Origin of the sequence: Microlunatus soli, assembly GCF_900105385.1 — a bacterium.
Classification (GTDB): domain Bacteria; phylum Actinomycetota; class Actinomycetes; order Propionibacteriales; family Propionibacteriaceae; genus Microlunatus; species Microlunatus soli.
Genome location: NZ_LT629772.1, coordinates 6,372,613 through 6,393,489 on the forward strand (window position 1 = coordinate 6,372,613; position 20,877 = coordinate 6,393,489).

General features: G+C 66.6%; 15 protein-coding genes. 12 read left to right on the forward strand and 3 right to left on the reverse strand.

Annotation, left to right across the window (positions count from 1 at the left end):
* Positions 1-75 precede the first annotated feature (75 nt).
* On the forward strand, positions 76-1,470 hold the full coding sequence (locus tag BLU38_RS29175; RefSeq protein WP_091530672.1) for an MFS transporter: 1,395 nt from the start codon (positions 76-78) through the stop codon (positions 1,468-1,470).
* 89 nt (positions 1,471-1,559) lie between these two features.
* On the forward strand, positions 1,560-2,096 hold the full coding sequence (locus BLU38_RS29180) for a mycothiol transferase (protein ID WP_157683840.1): 537 nt from the start codon (positions 1,560-1,562) through the stop codon (positions 2,094-2,096).
* 53 nt (positions 2,097-2,149) lie between these two features.
* Here BLU38_RS29180 and BLU38_RS29185 read toward each other — a convergent pair whose 3' ends face one another.
* Positions 2,150-2,746 (reverse strand): sulfotransferase family protein, encoded by a 597-nt coding sequence (locus tag BLU38_RS29185; RefSeq protein WP_091530678.1) that lies wholly within the window; start codon positions 2,744-2,746, stop codon positions 2,150-2,152.
* A gap of 155 nt (positions 2,747-2,901) precedes the next feature.
* On the opposite strand from BLU38_RS29185, the gene BLU38_RS29190 reads away from it, so the two are divergent.
* Positions 2,902-4,185: a VOC family protein gene (locus BLU38_RS29190; protein WP_091530682.1), complete on the forward strand. Its 1,284-nt coding sequence runs from the start codon at positions 2,902-2,904 to the stop codon at positions 4,183-4,185.
* Between the two features lie 270 nt (positions 4,186-4,455).
* Complete coding sequence (locus BLU38_RS29195) at positions 4,456-6,384, forward strand: heavy metal translocating P-type ATPase (RefSeq protein ID WP_231920449.1); 1,929 nt, start codon at positions 4,456-4,458, stop codon at positions 6,382-6,384.
* Positions 6,385-6,402: 18 nt separating this feature from the next.
* Here the strand turns inward: BLU38_RS29195 and BLU38_RS29200 are convergent, their stop codons facing one another.
* The gene (locus tag BLU38_RS29200) at positions 6,403-7,143 is read right to left on the reverse strand and encodes an SDR family NAD(P)-dependent oxidoreductase (protein ID WP_091533363.1); all 741 of its coding nucleotides are present in this window, start codon (positions 7,141-7,143) and stop codon (positions 6,403-6,405) included.
* A 138-nt stretch (positions 7,144-7,281) separates the two neighbouring features.
* A complete protein-coding gene (locus BLU38_RS29205; RefSeq protein ID WP_091532027.1) occupies positions 7,282-8,508 on the reverse strand; it encodes an IS256 family transposase in 1,227 nt (408 codons plus the stop codon).
* A gap of 380 nt (positions 8,509-8,888) precedes the next feature.
* On the opposite strand from BLU38_RS29205, the gene BLU38_RS29210 reads away from it, so the two are divergent.
* The 8 genes from BLU38_RS29210 to narI all read left to right on the forward strand — a co-directional run bounded on the left by BLU38_RS29210 (position 8,889) and on the right by narI (position 20,875).
* Positions 8,889-9,734 (forward strand): CPBP family intramembrane glutamic endopeptidase, encoded by an 846-nt coding sequence (locus BLU38_RS29210; RefSeq protein WP_091530690.1) that lies wholly within the window; start codon positions 8,889-8,891, stop codon positions 9,732-9,734.
* Entirely contained in the window at positions 9,731-10,885 is a 1,155-nt protein-coding gene (locus BLU38_RS29215; protein WP_091530692.1) for a sensor histidine kinase, read from the forward strand. Before BLU38_RS29210 ends, BLU38_RS29215 begins: the two co-directional genes overlap by 4 nt.
* Positions 10,882-11,538: a response regulator gene (locus tag BLU38_RS29220; RefSeq protein ID WP_091530696.1), complete on the forward strand. Its 657-nt coding sequence runs from the start codon at positions 10,882-10,884 to the stop codon at positions 11,536-11,538. Before BLU38_RS29215 ends, BLU38_RS29220 begins: the two co-directional genes overlap by 4 nt.
* A 55-nt stretch (positions 11,539-11,593) precedes the next feature.
* Entirely contained in the window at positions 11,594-13,924 is a 2,331-nt protein-coding gene (locus BLU38_RS29225; protein ID WP_091530699.1) for an alpha-L-rhamnosidase-related protein, read from the forward strand.
* 150 nt (positions 13,925-14,074) lie between these two features.
* Positions 14,075-17,788 carry a nitrate reductase subunit alpha gene (locus BLU38_RS29230; protein WP_091533365.1) on the forward strand — a complete coding sequence of 1,238 codons (3,714 nt, stop codon included), beginning with the start codon at positions 14,075-14,077 and terminating at the stop codon, positions 17,786-17,788.
* On the forward strand, positions 17,785-19,497 hold the full coding sequence (gene narH, locus BLU38_RS29235; protein ID WP_091530701.1) for a nitrate reductase subunit beta: 1,713 nt from the start codon (positions 17,785-17,787) through the stop codon (positions 19,495-19,497). Before BLU38_RS29230 ends, narH begins: the two co-directional genes overlap by 4 nt.
* Complete coding sequence (gene narJ / locus BLU38_RS29240; protein ID WP_091530704.1) at positions 19,494-20,126, forward strand: nitrate reductase molybdenum cofactor assembly chaperone; 633 nt, start codon at positions 19,494-19,496, stop codon at positions 20,124-20,126. Before narH ends, narJ begins: the two co-directional genes overlap by 4 nt.
* The gene (gene narI / locus BLU38_RS29245) at positions 20,123-20,875 is read left to right on the forward strand and encodes a respiratory nitrate reductase subunit gamma (RefSeq protein WP_091530707.1); all 753 of its coding nucleotides are present in this window, start codon (positions 20,123-20,125) and stop codon (positions 20,873-20,875) included. The genes narJ and narI overlap by 4 nt, the downstream gene beginning before the upstream one ends.
* The last annotated feature ends 2 nt before the right edge of the window (positions 20,876-20,877 follow it).

Consider the following 20,877-nt stretch of genomic DNA (forward strand, 5'->3'; position numbering starts at 1 on the left):
AGTGCGCTGCGGACGGCGCACCGGATTCGGACAGGGACTGGACTTCAACTGCGGTTGAGATTGCACAGTTGGTCCATGCCCGGCCAAGAATCCTTGCTGCAGCGTGCCTATGCGCCCTTCGTGATCGGCGCGGTGACCTTGGTGACCCTCGGCGCTCTGGCCGATCGTGCCACCTCGACCGTGTTGCCCAACGCAGCACGGCAACTCGATGGTGTTGCCTGGTTCGGTCTCGCTCTTGCCGCGCCGGGGGTGAGCTTCTTGCTCGGGGCCGCGCTGGCCGGGGTCTGGGCCGACCGGTCGGGCGCACGTCAGCCACTGATCACCGGTGTCGTCTGCTTCATCCTCGGCAACGTGATCGTCGCCACCAGCCCGAGCATGATCACGGTGGTCCTGGGTCGGATCTTCGCCGGGTTCGCCGAAGCGATGTTCGACATCGCGCTGACGGTGATGGTCGTCGCCGCCCTTCCGGAGGCATTGCGCCCGAAGATCTACGCTCTCTACTCCACTGCCTGGTTGCTGCCCTCCATTCTCGGGCCACAACTTGCCGGCTGGACCGCCGAGCTGGTCGGTTGGCGACCGGTGTTCTTCGGCTGCGCGCTGCTGGCGCTACCGGTCGGCGTCCTCCTGATCCGACTGTCTCGTTCCGGCAATACCGGCGCGGCCGGCGAAGCCCAGGGCACGCCACTGCGCTACGCCGTGCTCGGGACCGGATTGATGGCAGCGATGTCGGTCCTGACACCGTTCGGGAAGGGCCGTGAACCATGGTCGACCATCACCATGATCATCGCCCTGCTCCTCGCGGTGGCCACTGTCGGGCTGATGAGCCGCCTCGGGCCGCCAGGGCTCCTCCGGTTCCGCCCGGGACTACCGGCGGTCTTCGCCCTGCTGGCCGTGTTGAATCTGTCCTTCGGCACCGTCGGAAGCTTTCTCCCGTTCTACGTGCAACAGACCCGCGGGGTCTCACCGGCGATCGCCGGACTCGTGCTGACCATCACCGGGGTCTGCTGGGCGATCGGCAGTTGGTTGCAGAGCAGCAACCAGGTCCAGTCCCGGACGTCTGTCCGACGACGTCTCCGTCTCGGTTTCTCGTTGATCATGATCGGCAGCCTGCTGCTCGGGACACTCCCGATGGTCGACCTGGTGCCGCTGGCCGTTCCGTACGGTGGTTGGGCCCTGGCCGGCGTCGGCATCGGCATCGTCTCGCCGACGCTGAACGTGACGCGACTGGCGCTGACGCCCGAGTCCGAGCAAGGACGCGGTGCCGCTGCCGCAAGTCTGCTGACCGCAACCAGCGGGTCCAGCGCGGTGATCATTGTCGGCATGCTGTTGGGCCGGATCGCGATCGAGCGGGTCGGTTCCGGCGGTCAGTTGATCTTGGTCGTGGTGGCCGCGCTCTGTGCCGTTGCGGTGATCATGTCACGGCGGGTCGGCGCGCCCCAGGCGTCGGAGCAGGTCTCGGTCCGGGCCTGATGGACCGCGCTGCGGCGGGCCGATCGCGTGCCTGCGCGGTCGTCACGAAGGCCTATCCAAGCCACAGGGAACGGCTCTATGCTCCGCTCATGGACTACAACGACATACCGATCGAGGACTGTCCGAGCGGCAGCGAGGGAGAGCTGTTGCTGTTCGCCCTCGATCGGGTCCATCGCCAGTTCGCCTGGAAGTCCGGCGGACTGGATGCCGATCGCCTGAGGCAAGTCCATCCACCGTCGAAGCTGACGATCGCCGGGCTGATCAAGCATCTCGCCGGCGTCGAGGCGCATTGGACCGCCTGGGCCCAGGAACAGTCCGTTCCGGCCCCGTGGGACGCGGTCGATCGCGCCGCACAGCCGCGGTGGGACTGGGAGTCTGCGGTCACCGACCACCCGGAGCAGTTGTACGCGCTCTGGTACGACACCATCGCTCGTTCCCGCCAGGCCTGGGAAGTCATGATCAAGGACGGCGGGCTCGACAAGACCGTGCCGTGGGGCGGTGACGACTACATCGTCAACCGTCGCTGTGCCCTGGTCGACATCCTGGAGGAGAATCTGTTGCACACCGGCCAGGCATCGATCGTCCGTGAATCGATCGACGGGCTGACCGGCAACGACCCGCCCTGATCATCGAGCGACCGATCGCGCGATCTCGCCGTCGCGTTTGATGAGGCCGCCGGCTACCAGTCCTCACGTCGGTTCAGCCATGGAAACTCGATGTCGGGGATTTCAAGATCAAGAGCGGCGCAGAGCGGAGTCCATCCATCACCGGGCTGCCACTCGACGAGACGCTCGGCGGGCACGTCCTCTCTGACATCGGCGAGATGCTGTTCGTACCGGGCGGTCAATATGGCCGAGTCGTCCCAGGCCTCTGTGCCGGCGAAGCGTTCGAGCAACGTGTTCAAGCCTCGTCCGCCGTTCCAGCCGGGCTGGGATGCCAGCCGAGCGACGGGCAGGATCGTCGTCTCCATGCTCTGCAGCCAGGTCTGCGCACTGTCGCGGCGGGAGAGCAGGACCTTCGCCTTCGGGTGGGCCGCCAGGATGTCTCGCCAGAATGCCGAGGCCGGCCAGTCGACGGTCGCCAGATATCCGGTCAGGGTCGACTCCCAGTCGACCGCTCGACCGGCCAGTGCGCGGTCCCAATCGGCGCCGAGATCGAAGGGGTGCCCGGGAATCGCCGACATGTGCAGACAAGGTCCGCCCAACAACCGCTCCAGGGCCCGACGCAAGGACGCCGTGCCCGTACGGGGCAGTCCGGCTCCGACGATGCGCAGCATGCCACTCTCCTGAAATGCCCGGATCATCGATCTCCGTTGATCGATCGATCACGATACCGTCAGCGGTCCAAGGGCGCCCAGGATTCTGTGCTGCAACGGACTCGGGTGCATCGGGCACTCTGGCGGATGGCGGCCGTCGCTGGCAGGCTGCCGACATGGCGGCAGATCAGATTCGCGGTTGGGAGTTCCAGGACGGGGCGAAGGACTGGCGGGTGCTCAGCACCGCCGGCGTCGGTGCCTGGTTCGGGGCGGCGTCACATCGCGATGGTGTGGCATTGCTGCGTCGGATCATCGAGCTGCGGGCCGACGATCAGGTGGCCGGCAGCTTGCAACCGAATGTCGACATTCGTGGGGTCGGTGTCCAGGTCCGGATCCCGATCCCCTCGTCTGGACGGTGGACCACCGCCGATCTCGCACTGGCGCAGGGCATTTCCGCCGCTGCCCGTGCCCTGGCGCTGACCGCGGATCCGTCGGTGCTGCAGGACATGGAGTGGGGCATCGACACCGAGGACAGAGCGAGATTGGCGCCGTTCTGGCAGACCCTGCTCGGCTACGAGGACACCGAGCACGACGACCTGCTCGACCCGCTGCGACGAGATCCTCGGGTCTGGTTCTACCCGGCGACACCGCGTCCGCTGCGGGACCGGGTCCACCTTGACGTCTCCGTCCCCGCCGAGGTCGCCGAACAACGGGTCGCCGCCGCGCGGAATCTCGGCGGGAAGGGTGACTGGGCACCGACCGACGGCAGATTGCTGCTGACCGATGCCGAAGGCAACGAGGTCGACTACGTCCCGGCCCGTGGCCTGGACGAAGGGCCTGAGACAGCGGACTGGTGGCTGCCGTTCGGTGGCATGGTCTTCTACCCCACCACAGATTTCGAGCAGTCCGTCGACCTCGCCGACGGTGTGGCTCGGGTTGCCGACGATGTCGGACTGTCGCTGATGATCGACCTTCGATCTGCCGGGGTGATGATCGACACCGGGAAGGACCGATGGGAGGACGACCGGTTCCCGGTGGCCGCCCGTCGCGTTCAGCATCTCGCCCGGAGCCTGGGCCTGACCGCTGATCCGACCAGGCTGCGCTTCGTCCAGGTCTGCATCGACGCCGTGGACGTGTCGTCGGTCAGGGAGTTCTGGCGGGCGGTGCTCGGCTATCGATCCGATCCGCGGGAGTACGTCACCGACATCTACGATCCCCGACGGCTCAATCGACCGATGATCTTCCAGGCGATGGACCCGTCCGACACGGCCCGACGGGAGCAACGCAACCGGATCCACCTCGATCTCTACGTACCCGACGACCAGGTGGCCGCACGCAGACAGGCAGCACTTGCCGCCGGCGGTCACTACACCCGCGGCGACGGCGGCACGATCGCCGACCCGGAGGGCAACGAGGTGGACATCGGCAAGGCCATCGCCGATCCTCCGCCGACCCCTTGAACTGCGGGCAGGAAGCGGGTATAACCGAGTGCGACAGATACCCCCTAGGGGTATCGCACTGCGGAGGACACGATGAATGAGTTGACCCGGAACCCAGCGGATCGCCACGATCACGCGGACCATCACGACCACGCGAGCCATCACGACCGATCGGACCCGGCTGACCACACCAACCACGCTGACCACTCCAGCCATAGCGATCACAGCGGACATGGTGGACATGGTGGACATCATGATCACGTCGGTCAGTTCCGGCGGCTGTTCTGGGTGATGTTGGTGATCGCGATACCGGTAGTGATCGCGTCCCGACAGTTCGCGATGATCATCGGCTACCCGCTCCCCCAGTGGCCCTGGCTGGTCTGGGTGTCGCCGGTCCTGGGCACGATCATGTACGGCTGGGGTGGCCGGCCGTTCCTCACCGGTGCCGTCAGCGAGCTACGGGCTCGCCGACCGGGCATGATGCTGCTGATCGCCCTGGCGATCACCGTTGCGTTCTTCGCCTCCTGGGGCGCCAGCCTGTCGGTCCTGGACAGCCAGCTCGACTTCTGGTGGGAGCTGGCGCTGCTGATCGTGATCATGCTGCTCGGCCACTGGATCGAGATGCGTTCCCTGGCCCAGACGACCTCGGCGCTGGACTCGCTGGCGGCGTTGTTGCCCGATGAGGCCGAGCTGGTCAGCTCCGACGCGCACGGTGCCGAACAGATCGAGCGGATCGCCCCGGCGGACCTGACCACCGGCATGACCGTGCTGGTGCGCCCCGGCGGCGCAGTACCTGCCGACGGTCGGATCGTCGACGGCGCCGCCGAGCTGGACGAGTCGATGATCACCGGCGAATCCCGTACGGTGCGCCGCTCGGTCGGCGATCAGGTCGTGGCAGGAACCGTCGCCACCGACTCCGGACTGCGGGTGCAGGTGACCGCAACCGGCGACGATACGGCGCTGGCCGGGATCCAACGATTGGTGCAGCAAGCACAGAACTCGTCCTCGCGGGCACAACGTCTGGCCGACCGAGCCGCGGCGTGGCTCTTCTGGTTCGCCTTGGGCGCCGGCGTGATCACTGCGGTTGTGTGGTCGCTGCTGGGATCACCGGACGATGCGGTGATCCGGACGATCACGGTGCTGGTGATCGCCTGCCCGCATGCCTTGGGCCTGGCCATTCCGTTGGTGGTGTCGATCGCGACCGAACGTGCTGCCAAGGGCGGCGTGTTGATCAAGGACCGACTGGCGCTGGAGACGATGCGCCGGGTCGACACGGTGCTGTTCGACAAGACCGGCACCCTGACCAAGGGCGAGCCGACCGTGACCGATGTCGTCGGCAGTGATCAGTTCGATGCCGATCGGACGTTGGCACTGGCCGCTGCCGCCGAGGCCGACAGCGAACATCCGTTGGCACGGGCGATCGTTCAGGCCGCTGGCAGGAAGGCCCTGGCCGTCCCCGCAGCGACGGACTTCTCCTCCTCGCCCGCGGTCGGTGTGTCGGCCACCGTTGACGGTCACCGGATCAGGGTCGGCGGTCCGCGCCTGCTCGCCGAGATGGGTCGGCAGGAACTGGACGCCGTAGCGGGATGGCGGGAACGGGGCTCCACCGTCCTGCACGTGCTCGACGATGATCAACTGATCGGTGCGCTCGCCTTGGCCGACGAGGTCCGGCCGGAGTCGGTCAGTGCCGTCGACGACCTGCACCGGTTGGGAATCGAGGTGGTGATGATCACCGGTGACGCCGAGCCGGTCGCCCGGGCGGTTGCCGACCGGATCGGCGTCGACCGGGTCTACGCCGAAGTGCGTCCGGAGGACAAGGCCGAGACCGTCGCGGCACTGCAGGCCGAGCACCGTACGGTGGCGATGGTCGGCGACGGCGTCAACGACGCACCGGCGCTGGCCCGGGCCGATGTCGGGATCGCCATCGGCGCCGGAACCGATGTCGCCATCGCTTCGGCAGGCGTGATCCTGGCCAGTTCCGACCCGCGCTCGGTGCTCTCGGTGATCCGGCTGTCCGTGGCCGGCTACCGGAAGATGCGGCAGAACCTGGCCTGGGCGGCCGGCTACAACCTGATCTCGGTGCCGTTGGCCGCCGGCGTGCTGGCGCCGATCGGGTTCGTGCTGCCGATGTCGGTCGGTGCGATCCTGATGTCGCTGTCGACGATCATCGTCGCCGGCAATGCTCAATTGCTGCGCCGATTGGATCTACGACCCCGTTGATCCGATCACCGTGGCTGCTCACCATCCGACCGGACCGACCCGGTCGGTGAAGGTCCCGGTCGGCCCCTCGGGGCCGATCAGGGCGGCGGCGATGATCGAATCGGTGCCCTCGGTCACCGTCAGCTGACCGGTGTGATGATTCATGTCCGTGGCAGCGAAGGTGTGTTCGGCGACCTCTCCGGGAGTCACCGCGTTGAACTTGATCTCCGGCAACGCCTGGGCGTAACGGACGGTGATCATGTTCAACGCGGCCTTGGATGCGCTGTAGGCGAGCTCGTGCATGGTAGCGACCGGCTGATCGGGGTCGGTGACGACGGCGAACGAACCGCCGGCACTGGACACCATCACCACCCGGGGATGGTCGGCAGTCCTCAACAGCGGGAGAAATGCGTGAGTGACTCGGACCGGACCGTCCACGTTGGCAGCGAAGACCGGACGAAGCTCGTCGACGGTCGCATCGGCCGGCGTGATGACATGCCCCGGCGCGCCGGCATTGTTGATCAGGACGTCCAGCCGATCGGTGTGCCGGCCGACGACGTCGACCGCCGCCGTCACCGATTCATCCGAGGTCACGTCCAACGGGACCATGATCACGTCGATCCCGGCGACGGCGAGCTTGTCCGCGGCTGCTCGGCCACGCCCCGGGTCGCGTGAGCCGAGGAACACCCGCCAGCCTCGGGACCCGAGTCGGCGCGCGGCCTCCAGCCCGAGTCCCTTGTTGGCTCCGGTGATCAGTACCGAACTCTGTGGTTGCGTCATGCTCACCGGACACCGGCTGAGCAGGTTGTGTGACATTCCGCGATCGAAATGTGGCCGAGTGCCCGAGATTCGCGCCCCGCACGGCTGGAGCGGATAGAGCCCCGCTGAGTGGTGGGTTTTCGAGTTGATTCTCGGTGTCTAGTTGCCGGTCTCGATCGCGGCAACGGGTCCAGTATCGCTGTCGGGGCGGAGTTTGGCCATGCTGGTTTCGGAGAGGTAGCGGCGTTCGGCGACTTGCCATTCGTCGTGGAGGTCGTTGACCACGGCGCCGACGAGGCGGATGACGCTGGCCTCGTTGGGGAAGATTCCGACGACGCGGGCGCGGCGTTTGATCTCGCGGTTGATCCGTTCGATCGGGTTGGTCGACCAGATCTTGGCCCAGTGACTACGGGGGAACGTGGTGAAGGCAAGGACTTCGGCTTTCGCGTCGTCCATCAGCGGACCGATCTTGGGAAAGGTTTGCGCGAGTTGGTCTCGGACTTGGTCCCAGACCGCTGCAGCTGCTGTTGGGTCGGGTTGGGCGAACGCGGTTCGGAACACCGAGGCGACCATGTCCTTGTGGGACTTGGGCACCAGCGCGAGCAGGTTGCGGGCGAAGTGGACCCGGCAGCGTTGATGCGCCACCCCTTGAAACTGCCGGTCCAGAGCGGCGACCAGACCGGCGTGTTGGTCGGAGATGAGCAGTTGGACTCCGGACAGGCCACGCTCGCGCAGGGTGCGGAGGAAACCGCGCCAGAACACCTCGTCCTCGCTGTCGCCGACGTCGATACCGAGGATCTCCCGGCCGCCGCTGGCGGTCACCCCGGTCGCCACCACCACGGCCATCGAGGTGACCTGTCCGGTGCGTCGGACATGCAGGTAGGTCGCGTCGAGGAACACGTAGGGAAAGCTGGTGTGGTGCAAGGGCCGGGTCCGGAACGCGGTGACTTGCTCGTCCAGACCGGCACAGATCCGGCTCACTTCGGACTTGCTGATACCGGTCCCGATGCCCAAAGCGACGACAAGATCGTCGACTGCACGGGTCGAGACACCGTTCACCCAGGCCTCCATCACCACCGCATACAAGGCCTGATCGATCCGCCGTCGGCGTTCCAAGATCACCGGGAAGAACGATCCCTGCCGCAGCTTCGGGATCTGGAGCTGAACATCACCGGCCTGGGTGGAGACCAGCCGCGGACGAGATCCGTTGCGCTGAGTCGTGCGTGTGTCGGTGCGTTCATAAGGGCCGGCGCCGATCTGTTCGGTCGCTTCGGTCTCGATCAGTTCCTGCATCACCATCCGAACCGATTCCCGGATCAGGTCAACGCCTTCACCGGCACGAAACGCTGCAAGCAGCTCGGATGCGACAGACTGGGACAACGCCATCGGTGGGACCATCCTTCAGTGAGTACTTGGCGGTACACACCGAGAATCCCGCCGGTGGCGCCCTCAACAGCGACGACTCACCGAACCCCGAAACCCCACCACTCCAAGGGACTCACACCTGGAGCGGGTCGAATAGTGGACGACTGTCCGAAAATCGCGCACAGCGGCTGGGCGGATGCGGTCGATTTGCGGCCGAATGTCCAAGATTCGCGGGTCGTAGATCCTGCTCACGCACCTTCGTGCAGCGCGAGGGGTGACCGTGTCCCCCGTACGAGCTACACGAAAGTGTCCACCGGACGGCGACGTTTCTGCAGCGCCCGATCCGTAGCGTTCAAGAGGTCCGCGGCACCCGGCCGGCGGCATCTGAAGAGGGAGTCGGCATGCGATTGGTGAAGCAGATCGGACAGCTCGGAATTGTGGCGGTGATCGCCTTCGTGGGCAGCCAGGCAGTGGCTGCGGTGGATGGCAACCCGGCCTTGACATTGATCTTCGGACTGGCGACTGCGGTGTTGGCCGTGGTGGGCTATCGGTGGATCGTCCGGCTGACCGAACGTCGACCACCGTCGGAGGCGGGATGGCCCGGCGCCGCTCGCAGGATCGCCGCCGGCTCCGTGCTCGGCCTGGCACTGTTCTCCGCGGTGATCGCCACCATTGCACTGCTCGGTGGTTATCGGATCGCCGGCTGGGGCTCGCTGGGCGGCCTGGTCGGATTGATCGGCTTCATGGCAGCGGCTGCCGTGACCGAGGAGTTGCTGTTCCGCGGTGTCCTGTTCCGGATCGTCGAGGAACGTACCGGTAGCTGGATCGCCTTGGCCCTGACCGGTCTGCTGTTCGGTCTGTCGCATCTGCTCAACCCGCACGCCACGTTGTGGGGCGCGATCGCCATCGCCATCGAAGCCGGTGGGATGCTGGCAGCGACCTATGCCGCGACCCGTTCGCTGTGGCTACCGATCGGCCTGCACTTCGGTTGGAACCTCGCCGAGGCCGCGATCTTCGGCACCGAGGTGTCCGGCAACGGGGCGACGACAGGTCTGCTGAACGGCGTCACCTCCGGCCCGACGGTGCTCACCGGTGGCGAGTTCGGACCCGAGGCCAGCATCTTCTCGGTACTGGCCGGCGCCGCCGTGACGGTGCTGTTCATGATCGTCGCCCATCGGCGTGGCCGACTGGTGCCGATCCGACGGCGTCGGGTCGTGGCCGACGTGAACGCTACGCTCTCCCGGTGAACGACCTTCGGCGGATCCATGATCGGTGGCGTCGGTTGGACGTCACCCTCCGGGACGCTCCGCTCGCTGTGCTGCTCGCCGGCGCCTCACTGGTGCCGGCGTTCGCCGGCTACGGGACGCAGATCGGAGGCCTGCCGAACAGACCGCTCGACGCTCCCGCGTTTGCGGTGATCGTGCTGGAATGCGTGCCGCTGGTCGTACGGCGACGTCGGCCCGGTGTGTGCGTCTGGTTGGTCGCGGTGGGTTTCGCTCTCGATCAGTTCCTCGGCTATCACACTGTCGCCGGCACCGCCCTGCTACTCGCGCTGGTCAGCGCCGGCGCCCATCTCGATCGGCGGCGACGCCTGACCGCGGTGCTGCTCTCGGTGGGATACCTGCTGTTCGTGCTCGTCCTCGTTCGGCTCGGGTCGACCGAGCGGCCGGACGACCTGATCTTCTTCTACCTGGCGCTGGCACTCGGCTGGGCCGTCGGCGCCTGGTTGCGTCACACCCGGAGCATCGAAGCCGAACGGCGTCACCGGATCGCCGTCGACACCCGAACCGCCGAGCGCACCCGGATCGCTCGAGAACTCCACGACGTCGTGACCCACCACGTGACCGCGATGGTCGTCCAGGCCGAGTCGGCGCGGTATCTCACGGCCGATCCGGAACGTCTGGATCAGGCACTGACCGCCGTCACCGGGACCGGCCGCCGAGCCATCACCGACCTACGCCAGCTGCTCGATCTCCTTGATCCCGGCCACGGCAGCGCACCGGTAGCGCCACAGCCGACAGATCTGTCGGCGCTGGTGCGGCAGGCTCGTGATGCCGGCCAGCCGGTCGAACTCATCGAGCAGGGCACCGCGCCGGATGGCCTCGACAGTGCGGAGTCGACGGCCTACCGGGTCGTCCAGGAGGCGTTGACCAACGCGATGAAGTATGCACACGGCCGTGCCACGGTGGTTCGCATCTCCCACCACACGAGAGAAATCAGCGTCGAGGTGATCACCGAGGGCTCGGCTGCGGTCCCGACGTCTCCCGGAGGCAGCGGCCGCGGACTGCGAGGCCTCGACGAGCGGGTGCAGATCCTCGGTGGTGACTTCACTGCCGGCTCCCAGCCCAACGGTGGGTTCGTCGTCCGAGCAAGCATTCCGACCGGAGATCCGACATGACGGGCCCGATCCGGGTGTTGGTCTGCGACGACCAGGCGTTGATCCGGACCGGCTTTGCCACGATCATCGACGCCCAACCCGACATGATCATGGTCGGCGAATGCGCGGACGGCCGGGTGGCGGTCGACCTCGCTCGTCGACTGCGCCCCGACGTGGTGGTGATGGACGTCCGGATGCCGGTCATGGACGGGATCGAAGCAACCGAGCAGCTGGCCGGCAGCGAGGTCACCGATCCGATCAAGATCTTGGTGGTGACGACCTTCAACCTCGACGAGTACGTCTATCGGGCACTCCGGGCGGGAGCGAGCGGCTTCCTGCTGAAGGACGCGCCGCCCGACCAGATGCTGACCGGCATCCGGACCGTCGCCACCGGATCCGCGCTGCTGGCACCTGAGGTGACCCGCCAGTTGGTCGGCCGCTACGCCTCCAGGATCCGTGCCAACGAAGCGCCGGAGGATATTCCACTCGCACCGCGGGAACTGGAGGTGCTGCGGCTGATCGCCGACGGACGGTCCAACAGCGAGATCGCCGCCGCCCTGGTGATCAGTCCGGAGACCGTGAAGACCTACGTCTCCCGCATTCTCACCAAACTCGATCTGCGCGATCGGGTCCAGGCCGTCGTGTACGCCTACCGCCGCGGCCTGGTGAGTTGATCATGATCGCGGCACCCGTCCGCGATCGCCCGACCGGGTAGGACAGACTGAGGTCATGGCTACCGCAACCTGCCGACGGATCATGATCGACACCGACCCCTTTGTCGCCTCCTCGACCGGAGGCTGGTCGGACAAGGCACACTGGCCGGCATCCTGGATCCGCCGCCCCGGGCGATCGGAGCAAGGCATGGTCACCGGATACCGCCTTGAGTTCACCGGCCCGATCGAGACGACCATCCACGTCACCGCCGACGAACGTTACGAGCTCTATCTCGACGGCGAGTTGATCGACCGAGGCCCCGACCGCGGCGACCTCGAGCACTGGTCCTTCGCCAGCTACCTGCTCACCGCCGGTGCGGGGCAGCACCGGTTGGCTGCCCGAGTGTGGAGTCTCGGCGACGACGCACCACTGGCCCAGTTCTCCCGGTCTCCCGGACTACTGCTCGCCGATCAGGACGGCCGTCTGAGCACCGGCCGCGCTCCGTGGCAGGTCGCCGAGTTGCCCGGGCACCGGCTCCGATCCAAGGGAGTTGCCTGGGGCTGCGGCGCCAAACTGGAACTCGACGGCCGACTCTTTCCCTGGGGATGGGCCAGCGGCGCGGACGGTCTGACCTGGGATCCGGCCGAGAGCGCCGAGCCGGGCTTCGGCGCCGCCTACGCCAACGACGTGCCGCCGACCCGGTTGCTGCTACCGACATTGCTGCCGCCCCAACGGGCGCAGGAGTTCACCGGCAGCCGGGTCCGGCAGGTCGCCGACCATCCTGGCGGCGACACGCACCGGTTGATCATCTCCCCGGCCGACGACCTGCCGACGGAAGCGAAAGCCTGGCAGCAGCTGCTGACGGGCGGGCCTGCGGTGGTGGTACCGGCCGGCACCGGTCGCCGGGTGATCATCGACCTCGACGACTACGTCTGTGCCTACCCGCAGCTCCGGCTCAGCGGAGGCGAGGCAGCGATGATTCGCGTGCACTGGCAGGAAAGTCTCCTCGACGCCGACGGCGGCAAAGGGGATCGCGATCAGGTCGACGGTAAACGGTTCGCATCCCGCGGCGCCGACCAGGACGGTGTCGGTGACCTGTTCATCGCCGGTGGCGGTGAACAGGAACTGCACACCACGCTGTGGTGGGAAGCGGGTCGCTATGTCGAGATCGTCGTCAGCACGGCCGACCAGCCGCTGACGATCGAGTCCTTGACCTTCGTGGAGAATCACTATCCGTTCGACGATCTCGGGGCCTTCGACGCCTCCGACCAGCGGCTGCCCGCGGTGCGCAAGCTCGCCTTCCGAACGCTCCAGATGTGTTCGCACGAGACGACGATGGACTGTCCCTACTACGAGCAGCTGCAGTATGCCGGGGACACCAGGATCCAGAACCTGGTCGCCTACGTCGCCACCGGGGACGACCGGCTGGCCCGGCAGGCGTTGCTCGCCTTCGACCGCAGCCGCGGCACCGACGGGCTGACCAGGAGTCGCTACCCGTCCCGGATCCGTCAGACCATCCCGCCGTTCTCCCTGTGGTGGATCGCCATGGTGCACGATTTCGCCTTGTGGCGTGGTGATCTGGGCTTCGTGGCCGATCTGATGCCAGGCGTCCGAGCGGTCCTCGACGCGCATCGCCGCGGCGTCGATGGGCAAGGTCTGTTCCACGGCCTGGATGGGTGGAATTTCACCGATTGGGTGCCGAGATGGTCCGACGGCGCGCCGGTGGACGCTCATTGGGGCGTCTCCGGGGTGCTGAATCTCCAGCTGGCGCACGTCGCTGGACTGGCCGCCGATCTGGAGGACTGGGCCGGCGCCGCAGTCCTGGCCGAACACCACCGCACCCTCGCCGACACGGTGCGCTCCGCGGCCGAAGATCATTTCTGGTCGGCAGAGCGCGGACTGTACGCCGACGATCTCGGTCGGACGACGTTCAGCGAGCACGCCCAATGTCTGGCGCTGTTCGCCGGGGCCGCCGATGGTGCCGACGCGGTCGCCCGAACGATCGACAGCAGCGATCCCGACCTGGCTCGGACGACGGTCTACTTCGACCACTATCTCTTCGATGCCTACGGCCGGATCGGTCGCCCCGACGCGATGATCAACAGGATGGGACTGTGGTTCGACCTGCTCGACACCGGTCTGCGGACGGTTGTCGAACAGCCGGAGCCGACCCGCAGCGACTGCCATGCCTGGGGCGCCCATCCGATCGTGCACACGGCCACCACACTGCTCGGCATTCGTCCGATCGAGCCCGGCATGAGTCGGGTGATCATCCGCCCGCAGCTGGGGCCGCTGGAATGGGCCGAGGCAACGGTGCCCACGCCGTTCGGTGCTCTTTCGGTGCGGGCCGAGGCAGCTGCCGAGCCGACGATCGATCTTCCGACGGGGATGCTCTTGGATCGGTGATCTCCACAACCGGTGACGACGTCGTGGTGATTTTCGGCGTCTGACGAGGAGAAATATCGGTCAAAGACGGCTTGATCGGGCATGAAATACATTTGCTGATCACCGGCTGACCCCTTGCGCCGACTCCACATCGGTGGTTGCGTGGTGATCATGACTGGGAGCAGATCCTCCTCGGGGGTCGATGGTCCAGCAGCCGGCGCACTCTTGACAGCAGGTCGATTCTTCACCCGCTGGGAAGAATCCGAAGACCGCCGCGTCGTCTTCCGTAAAGGCGGCCGCTCGGGCGACGCCTTTTATCGCGATCGGTGGAGCCACGACAAGATTGTGCGCTCCACCCATGGCGTGAATTGCACCGGATCCTGTTCATGGAAGGTGTATGTCAAGGACGGGGTGATCACCTGGGAGAGCCAGGCCACCGACTACCCGTCGGTCGGCCCGGACAGTCCCGAGTACGAGCCTCGCGGTTGTCCTCGCGGCGCCGCGTTCTCCTGGTACACCTACTCCCCCACCCGGGTGCGCTATCCGTATGCCCGCGAGGTGTTGATCGAGGCCTATCGGGCGGCCAAACGGCAGCATCGCGATCCGGTCGATGCGTGGGCGGCGGTCGTCGGCGATCCGACGACCCGGCGCAGGTACCAACAGGCTCGCGGCAAGGGCGGCCTGATCAGGGTGAGTTGGGACGAGGCACTGGAGATCGCCGCAGCCGCGCACGTCCACACCATCAGGGCCTACGGGCCGGACCGCTGCGCCGGCTTCTCGCCGATCCCGGCGATGTCCATGGTCAGCCACTGTGTCGGGACCCGATTCATCCAATTGATCGGCGGTGTGATGACGTCGTTCTACGACTGGTACGCCGATCTCCCGGTCGCCAGCCCGCAGGTGTTCGGAGACCAGACCGATGTCCCGGAATCCGGCGACTGGTGGGACAGCACCTACCTGATGATGTGGGGTTCCAATGTCCCCGTCACCCGCACCCCGGATGCACATTGGATGACCGAGGTGCGCTATCGCGGCACCAAGGTCGTGGCCGTCAGTCCGGACTACGCCGACAACACGAAATTCGCCGACGAGTGGATGCCTGCCCAGGCCGGATCCGACGCCGCACTGGCGATGGCCATGGGGCACGTGATGTTGCGCGAATTCTTCGTCGACCGGCAGACCGAATTCTTCAATTCCTATGTCCGCCAGTTCACCGACCTGCCGTTTCTGATCCGTCTGGAACTGCGGGACGACGGCTCACTCGCGGCCGGCAAGTTCCTGACTGCCGCGGACCTGGACACCAGGGAGACCGCACCGGAGGACACCTGGAAGACGGTGCTGCTGGACGATGCGACCGGGCAGCCGGTGGTGCCCGGCGGCTCGATCGGTCACCGCTATGCGGAGTCCGGCGAGGGCCACTGGAATCTTGATCTTGACGGGATGACACCGCGGTTGAGCCTGTACGGCTCCGGCGACGTCGCCGAGGTGATGCTGCCGGCGTTCACCTCGCCGACCGGCGAGGGTGAGGTGCTGCGCCGCGGTGTTCCGGTCACGACGGTCGGTGATCACCTGGTGACCACGGTTTTCGATCTGATGCTGGCCCAGTACGGCGTCGGCCGGGACGGTCTGCCAGGCGAGTGGCCGACCGACTACACCGACGTCGCACACCCCTACACCCCTGCCTGGCAAGCGGAGATCACCGGTGTCCCCGCCGAGCAGTGCATCCGGATCGCCCGCGAGTTCGCCCAGAACGCGATCGACTCCCAAGGCCGCTCCATGATCATCATGGGCTCCGGCATCTGCCAGTGGTTCCACGGTGATGCCACCTATCGGGCGGTGCTGGCGTTGTTGATGTTGACCGGTTGCCAAGGGCGCAACGGCGGCGGCTGGGCGCACTACGTCGGCCAGGAGAAGTGCCGGCCGATCACCGGCTGGATCTCATTGGCCAATGCCCTGGACTGGTCCCGTCCGCCGCGGACGGTGCCGGGCACCTCCTATTGGTACATGCACACCGGGCAGTGGCGCAACGACGGTTACACCGCCGATTCGCTGCTCTCCCCGTTGGCCGGAGACCGCCTCCGTGGCAAGCACACCGCCGACACCATCGCCCAGTCAGCGCGGCTGGGCTGGATGCCGTTCTATCCGCAGTTCGCGGCCAACCCCCTCGATGTCGCAGACCAGGCGCAACAAGCGGTCTCGTCCGGCACCGCCAACAGCGCGGCCGGTTACGTGGCCGAGGAGTTGCGATCCGGGCGGCTGCAGCCGGCGATCGCCGACATCGACGCCGAACAGAACTGGCCGCGGACGTTGGTGCTGTGGCGGTCGAACCTGTTCGGGTCGTCGGCCAAGGGTGACGAATACTTCCTGCAGAATCTGCTCGGCACCCAGGCCAATGTGCTCGGCAGTGAGAACCCGAAGGCGCCGCGCCCGATCGAGGTGGCCTGGCATGACGAGGCACCGCAGGGCAAGCTCGACCTGCTGGTGTCGGCCGACTTCCGGATGACGTCGACGACACTGCACTCCGACATCGTCTTCCCGGCAGCGACCTGGTACGAGAAGCACGACCTCTCCTCGACCGACATGCATCCCTTCGTGCACGCCTTCTCCCCCGCCATCGACTCACCGTGGCAGAGTCGTACCGACTTCGAGTTGTTCCACGGCCTGGCCCGTCGCTTCTCCGAACTTGCCGAAGATCATCTCGGGACCCGTCGCGACCTTGTCGCAGTGCCGATGCAGCACGACACGGCGGGCGAAACGTCACAACCACGGGGTGAGGTCCGAGACTGGCTGACCGACGACAGCGTCGAGGCTGCGCCGGGCCGGACCATGCCCAACTTCACCGTCGTCGAACGCGACTACACCAAGATCGCCGACAAGCTGGCCGCGGTCGGTCCCCTGGCCGACCAACTCGGCTTCACGGTCAAAGCCATCACCTATGACGTCACCGAACAGGTCGACGGCCTCAAGCACAGCAACGGTGTGATGTTGGGCGGCAGCACCGACGGACGGCCCGCGATCGACACCGACGCGAAGCTGGCCGAGGCGATCCTCCGGTTCTCCGGGACGACCAACGGCGCGCTGGCGGTCCAGGGCTTCCGCCAGCTCGAGCGTCGGGTCGGCAGACCGATGGCCGATCTTGCCGAGGGATCGGAGGAACGCCGAATCAGTTTCGCCGACACCCAGACCTCGCCGCAGCCGGTGATCACCTCACCGGAGTGGTCCGGGTCGGAGACCGGTGGCCGCCGCTATGCACCGTTCACCCAGAACATCGAACGGCTGAAGCCGTTCCACACCCTGACCGGTCGGATGCACTTCTATCTTGATCATGACTGGATGGCCGATCTCGGCGAGGCGATGCCGATCTACCGGCCGCCGCTGGACATGCACACACTGTTCGGCGAACCTCGACTCGGTCGCGACGGCGCGCAGGTCACCGTCCGATACCTGACACCGCATTCGAAGTGGTCGATCCACTCCGAGTATCAGGACAACCTGCTGATGCTGTCGCTCTCCCGCGGCGGGCCGACGGTCTGGATGAGTACCGGCGACGCGACCGCGATCGGCGTCGAGGACAACGAGTGGGTGGAGTGTGACAGCGCGAACGGCGTCTTCGTCGGCCGGGCGATCGTCAGTCACCGCATCCCCGACGGGCTGGTGTTCGTCCACCACGTCCAGGAACGGACGATCGACGTCCCGAAGTCCGAACGCACCGGCCGCCGGGGTGGGATCCACAACTCCGTCACCCGGCTGTTGGTCAAGCCGAGTCACCTGATCGGCGGCTATGCCCAGCTCTCCTACACGTTCAACTATCTCGGGCCCACCGGAAACCAACGCGACATCGTGGCCACGGTCCGCCGTCGCAGCCAGGAGGTGCAGTACCGATGAGGGTGATGGCCCAGATGGGCATGGTGATGAACCTGGACAAATGCATCGGATGTCACACCTGTTCGGTCACCTGCAAGCAGACCTGGACCAATCGTGCCGGAACCGAATACGTCTGGTTCAACAATGTCGAGACCCGGCCGGGACAAGGGTATCCGCGACGGTACGAAGATCAGGACCGGTGGCGCGGCGGCTGGCAGCTGGACAAGCGCGGCAGGCTGCGGCTGCGGACCGGGAGCCGGCTGCGGCGGCTGGCGACGATCTTCGCCAGTCCGGTGCAACCCAACATCTCCGACTACTACGAGCCGTGGACCTACGACTACCAGATGTTGATCGACGCGCCGCTCGACGACGACACCCCGGTGGCCCGGCCGAAGTCGTTGCTCACCGGCGACGACACCAAGATCACCTGGTCGGCCAACTGGGACGACGATCTCGGCGGCTCTGCTCAGCACGGTGACGACGACGTGCTGGTCCAGAAGGTCCGGCAGGAGTCGCAGGACAAGATCAAATTCGAGCTGGAGAAGACGTTCATGTTCTATCTCCCGCGGATCTGCGAGCACTGCCTCAACCCGAGCTGCATGGCTTCCTGCCCGTCCGGCGCGATCTACAAGCGCAGCGAGGACGGCATCGTGCTGGTCGACCAGGAACGCTGCCGCGGCTGGCGGCAGTGCATCACCGGCTGCCCGTACAAGAAGATCTACTTCAACCACAAGTCCGGTAAGGCCGAGAAGTGCACGCTCTGTTATCCGCGGATCGAGGTCGGCATCCCGACCGTCTGCGCCGAGACCTGTGTCGGCCGGCTGCGCTACCTCGGGCTCTTCCTGTACGACGCCGACGCGGTCACCGAGGCCGCCTCGGTACCCGACGATCAAGATCTCTACCAGGCCCAGCTGGACCTGATGCTCGACCCGAACGACCCCGAGGTGATCCGCGGCGCCCGCGAACAGGGCATCCCGGATGACTGGATGGACGCGGCCCGACGATCCCCGGTCTACCAACTGGCGAAGGTCTATCGGGTGGCCCTGCCGCTGCATCCGGAGTACCGGACGATGCCGATGGTCTGGTACATCCCGCCGTTGTCGCCGGTAGTCGACCTGCTGGCCGAGCAGGGCCATGACGGCGAGGACGCCGGCAACCTGTTCGGGGCGATCGAGTCGCTGCGGATCCCGGTGGAGTATCTCGCGGAGTTGTTCACCGCCGGTGACACCAACGTGATCCTCGGTGTCCTGCACCGGCTGGCGGCGATGCGTGCCTACATGCGCGACATCACCCTGGACAGACCCGGCCGGTCCGAGATCGCCGACGCGGTCGGCATGTCGGAGGAACTGGTGATGAGCATGTATCGACTGCTCGCCCTGGCCAAGTATTCCGACCGCTACGTGATCCCGCCGGCCCACGTGGAACAGGCCCACGAGTTGGAGGAACTGGGCTGTTCGCTCGACTTCGACGAGGGACCCGGGATGTACGCCTCCGGCCCGATGGGCGAGGCCAGCGGCCGTCCGACGCCGGTCGCGATGGAGACCTTCGAGGGACTGCGGCAGCGCCAGCAGTCCGACACCTCGACCGACGCCGGCGATCTCCGCGGCCGGGTCAATCTGCTCAATTGGGACGGAAACGGCACCCCCGCCGGCCTGTTCCCCGAGCCGTCCAGACAGAGCGGGTCGAAACAGGAGGAAGCCGAGCAGCCGGCCGAGGTCTCGGAATCATGATCATCGAGAAGATCGGTCGCTCGGTTCCGAAGACCTCGACCGCCGATCGGTTGATCCGGCAGGTCGCCTCGTGGTGCCTGAGCTATCCCGACCAGGAGGTGTCCGATCGACTGCCACAGTTGACCGCGGCGATGACCGAGCTGGCACCGGGCACCGGCCGGGACGCGCTGCTGCGCTTCCTGGACACCTGGTCCTCGACCCCGGCGGCACAGCGACGACGGACCTACGTCGAGCTTTTCGATCTTGATCGGCACCTCGCGCTGCACCTGTCCTACTGGACCGACGGCGACACCCGGCGGCGCGGGCAGGCCCTGGCGGACTTCAAGCAGCAGTACCGGCTCAGCGGGTTTCGGCTGACCGATGATCAAGAACTCCCCGATCATCTGACGATCGTGCTGGAGTTCGCGGCGATCGTCGACCCGCAGGCCGGCACCCGGCTGCTGCAGCAGTACCGACCGTCGCTGGAGCTGATCAGGTTGGCCCTGGCCGACCGCGGGTCGCCGTTCGCCGACGTCCTGGTCGCGGTCTGTTCGACGCTGCCCGGTCAATCCCCGAAGGATCGCGCGGGAGTGCAGGAACTGGCCGGGCCGCCACCGGTGGAGGCCGTCGGGCTGGAGGGATACCGATGAATCTCTTCCTCTGGGGCATTCTCCCCTACCTGATGATGGTGGTCCTGATCGGCGGCACGATCTGGCGCTATCGCTACGACAAGTTCGGCTGGACCACCCGGTCGTCCCAGCTGTACGAATCCCGCCTGCTGCGCTGGGCGTCGCCGATGTTCCACTTCGGCATCCTGGTGGTGATCGGTGGCCATCTCGGTGGCCTGGTCATACCAGAGTCCTGGACCAGCGCGATCGGGCTCTCCGAAGAGGGCTATCACATCATCGCCCTCGGGCTGGGCACGGTGGCCGGTATCTGCACCCTGGCAGGGATCTCGATCCTGATCTACCGGCGACGCACCACCGGACCGGTGTTCATGGCGACCACCAAGAACGACAAGACGATGTACGTCGTCCTGGTCGCGGCGCTGGTGGTAGGACTCTTCACCACGCTCTTCCACGGCGGTCTGGGAGGTGGCGAGGCCCACAACTATCGGGAGAGTGTCTCGCCCTGGTTCCGCTCGCTGTTCATCCTGCAGCCGAAGATCGGTTCGATGGCCGCAGCGCCGCTGGCCTTCCACATCCACACCCTGGTGGGGATGCTGCTGTTCGCGATCTTCCCGTTCACTCGACTGGTGCACGCCTTCACAGCGCCGGTGCACTACCTGTTCCGTCCCTACATCGTCTACCGCAGCCGCGACGCCGGCCCCACCGGGAGCCGGGCACCGCGCCCCGGCTGGAGCCCGGTCGGGACCCGGGACCGCGACCGCACGAGGTGATC

Excerpts from the sequence above, each read along its gene's own strand:
- BLU38_RS29175 (WP_091530672.1), top strand. The coding sequence starts at position 76 with ATGCCCGGCCAAGAATCCTTGCTGCAGCGTGCCTATGCGCCCTTCGTG.
- BLU38_RS29180 (WP_157683840.1), top strand. The coding sequence starts at position 1,560 with ATGGACTACAACGACATACCGATCGAGGACTGTCCGAGCGGCAGCGAG.
- BLU38_RS29185 (WP_091530678.1), bottom strand. The coding sequence starts at position 2,746 with ATGCTGCGCATCGTCGGAGCCGGACTGCCCCGTACGGGCACGGCGTCC.
- BLU38_RS29190 (WP_091530682.1), top strand. The coding sequence starts at position 2,902 with ATGGCGGCAGATCAGATTCGCGGTTGGGAGTTCCAGGACGGGGCGAAG.
- BLU38_RS29195 (WP_231920449.1), top strand. The coding sequence starts at position 4,456 with ATGTTGGTGATCGCGATACCGGTAGTGATCGCGTCCCGACAGTTCGCG.
- BLU38_RS29200 (WP_091533363.1), bottom strand. The coding sequence starts at position 7,143 with ATGACGCAACCACAGAGTTCGGTACTGATCACCGGAGCCAACAAGGGA.
- BLU38_RS29205 (WP_091532027.1), bottom strand. The coding sequence starts at position 8,508 with ATGGCGTTGTCCCAGTCTGTCGCATCCGAGCTGCTTGCAGCGTTTCGT.
- BLU38_RS29210 (WP_091530690.1), top strand. The coding sequence starts at position 8,889 with ATGCGATTGGTGAAGCAGATCGGACAGCTCGGAATTGTGGCGGTGATC.
- BLU38_RS29220 (WP_091530696.1), top strand. The coding sequence starts at position 10,882 with ATGACGGGCCCGATCCGGGTGTTGGTCTGCGACGACCAGGCGTTGATC.
- BLU38_RS29225 (WP_091530699.1), top strand. The coding sequence starts at position 11,594 with ATGGCTACCGCAACCTGCCGACGGATCATGATCGACACCGACCCCTTT.
- BLU38_RS29230 (WP_091533365.1), top strand. The coding sequence starts at position 14,075 with ATGACTGGGAGCAGATCCTCCTCGGGGGTCGATGGTCCAGCAGCCGGC.
- narH (WP_091530701.1), top strand. The coding sequence starts at position 17,785 with ATGAGGGTGATGGCCCAGATGGGCATGGTGATGAACCTGGACAAATGC.
- narJ (WP_091530704.1), top strand. The coding sequence starts at position 19,494 with ATGATCATCGAGAAGATCGGTCGCTCGGTTCCGAAGACCTCGACCGCC.
- narI (WP_091530707.1), top strand. The coding sequence starts at position 20,123 with ATGAATCTCTTCCTCTGGGGCATTCTCCCCTACCTGATGATGGTGGTC.